The 2454-nt window shown below is 43.4% G+C and carries 1 protein-coding gene; it reads left to right on the forward strand.

Going from position 1 to position 2454, the window contains the following annotated elements; all coding sequences use genetic code 11:
- Window positions 1–625: 625 nt before the first annotated feature.
- Complete coding sequence (gene ltrA, locus PY364_RS23465; protein WP_275526826.1) at window positions 626–2332, forward strand: group II intron reverse transcriptase/maturase; 1707 nt, start codon at window positions 626–628, stop codon at window positions 2330–2332.
- Window positions 2333–2454: the final 122 nt, after the last annotated feature.

Genomic DNA, 2454 nt, shown 5'->3' on the forward strand with positions numbered 1-2454 from the left:
AGTGCGATTCGTTTAACCTAAAATGAGTAGAAATACTCAGGGACGGTTAGTCTAGCTCATCTGCTAGAACAACTGATTACATTTGAAGGTAAACCGCCGTGCGGTAAGCCCTTCCCCTCAAGTGCAGAGGTGAAAGCATAACCCCTAGTTTAATGGGTAGCAACCATTAAGCTAAAAGCGGGGTTAAAAGGCAGAACTACTAGGAGCCAAACCCGGTAGCTGTCGAGCAAGAGTCCAAGCGTAGCAAAAGCAAAGATGCGTCCGAACCATCGTTATCTTAAATGGTGTAATGGCTAAATCAAAGGTAAATCCGTTGTGAAATACGGTAAGAATCCCTGATTAACACCAAGCCAAAAGGCAAGGCTAGGGCATAAGCGGTTTATGCGCCGACTTATAAGCACCGCCCATAAACCCGGTGGAAAGCATCACAGCTAAAGACTCAACTAATGTGTAATCGGAACGAAGTAATTCTCTTAAACCTCTGGTAAGGTCGATAACCAGTAAGTAGCTAACGAACGGTGTAAGAGAACGGGATTGTATCAGAAGCGAATGCCTCACTGTAATGGTGTGGATATGCTGACGGATACACGGTAATTCCAAAGATAGAGTCCAAGTAGCAATAAATATGTCTAAAACGCAGAACAATCTGACGGTGGAATGGAACCAAATCAATTGGCAAAAAGCTGAAAGACTGACGTTCAAGTTGCAAAAACGAATCTATCAAGCGAGTGAACGTGATGATGTTAAAGCAGTTCGCAAACTTCAGAAGACCCTGATTAGGTCTTGGTCTGCAAAATGTATTGCGGTACGTAGGGTAACACAAGATAACCAAGGTAAAAATACGGCTGGTGTGGATGGAGTTAAATCGTTAACCCCAAAGCAACGTATGAACCTGGTAGGTAAGTTGAAGTTAACCGGAAAGGTTAAACCCACTCGTAGGGTTAATATTCCTAAGCCTGGTACGACTGAAACTAGACCATTAGGAATACCCACAATAAACGACCGCGCACTGCAAGCGCTAGTCAAGATAGCGTTAGAACCAGAGTGGGAGGCAAAGTTCGAGCCTAACTCTTACGGTTTTAGACCCGGACGTTCCTGCCACGATGCGATCCAAGCAATATTTGACAGTGTTAAGCAGAAAGCCAAATATGTGCTGGACGCTGACATTGCTAAATGCTTCGACCGTATAAACCACAAAGCATTACTCTCCAAAATAAGTACATACCCCACCTTAAACCGTCAAATAAGAACATGGCTCAAGGCAGGGTATTGTGACCAGGGTGAATTATTCCCTACTAATGAGGGTACACCACAGGGCGGGGTAATTTCTCCCCTACTTGCGAACATTGCCCTACATGGTATGGAAAATAGAATCATGCAGTACGCGGAAACGCTAAAAGGGGGTAAAACGGCGAACCGTAAAGCCCTCAGCCTAATCCGTTACGCTGATGACTTCGTAATAATCCATGAGGATGTGAGCGTAGTCAAGAAATGTCAAGAGATAATTGCAGAATGGTTAAGTGACATGGGATTGGAATTGAAACCAAGCAAAACAAAATTAACCCACACCCTCATTGAGATTGAGGGTACTGTTGGGTTTGAGTTTCTAGGATTCCACGTACAGCAGCACAAGGTAGGAAGCTACAGATGTGCTAACAATACAAACGGAACACCACTAGGTTTTAAAACACTAATCACCCCCTCAAAAGCCAAGGTAAAGGTACATCTAGCCAAGATTTCTAAGGTAATAGACACCCATAAAACCGCCCCTCAAGCTGCTTTAATTAGTAAGCTCAATCCGATAATTAGGGGATGGTCAAACTATTACTCAACAGTTGTTAGTAAGGAAACCTTTTCAAAGGTAAATATGCTGACATGGCAAAAGTTAAGAGCTTGGGCTAAGTCAAGGGGAAAAGGGAACATCAATAAGGACAAATATTTGAGAACAGTAGGCGACCGCAATTGGTGTTTCAGTACAGAAGATGGATTAGAACTACTCAACCATGCAAGTACGCCAATCGTAAGGCATACCAAAGTCAAGGGAGAGGCTAGTCCATATGATGGAAACTGGATTTATTGGAGCAAACGTAGAGGCGAGTACCCAGAAACCCCTAACAGGGTGGCATCATTAATCAAGAAACAAAAGGGTATTTGTTCTCACTGTGATTTGTACTTTACGAGTACAGACATTGTAGAAGTTGACCATATAAAACCAACATCGTTAGGTGGAAAAGATACCTACGATAATCTTCAACTTCTGCATAGACACTGCCACGACGCAAAGACAGCAACAGACGGGTCAATACGTTCTAAAGAAGGCGCTAAAACCTGATAGTTAGTCTTAAATCGTATCCATAACAAGGATGGAGTTATCAAGGAGCGGAATGATGCGAAAGTATCACGTTCCGTTCTGAAGGAGAGGTAGGAGTGGCAACGCTCCTATCGACTCTAACT

This window comes from Kamptonema sp. UHCC 0994 (assembly GCF_029167235.1).
In the GTDB taxonomy this organism is placed as follows: Bacteria; Cyanobacteriota; Cyanobacteriia; order Cyanobacteriales; family Microcoleaceae; genus Kamptonema.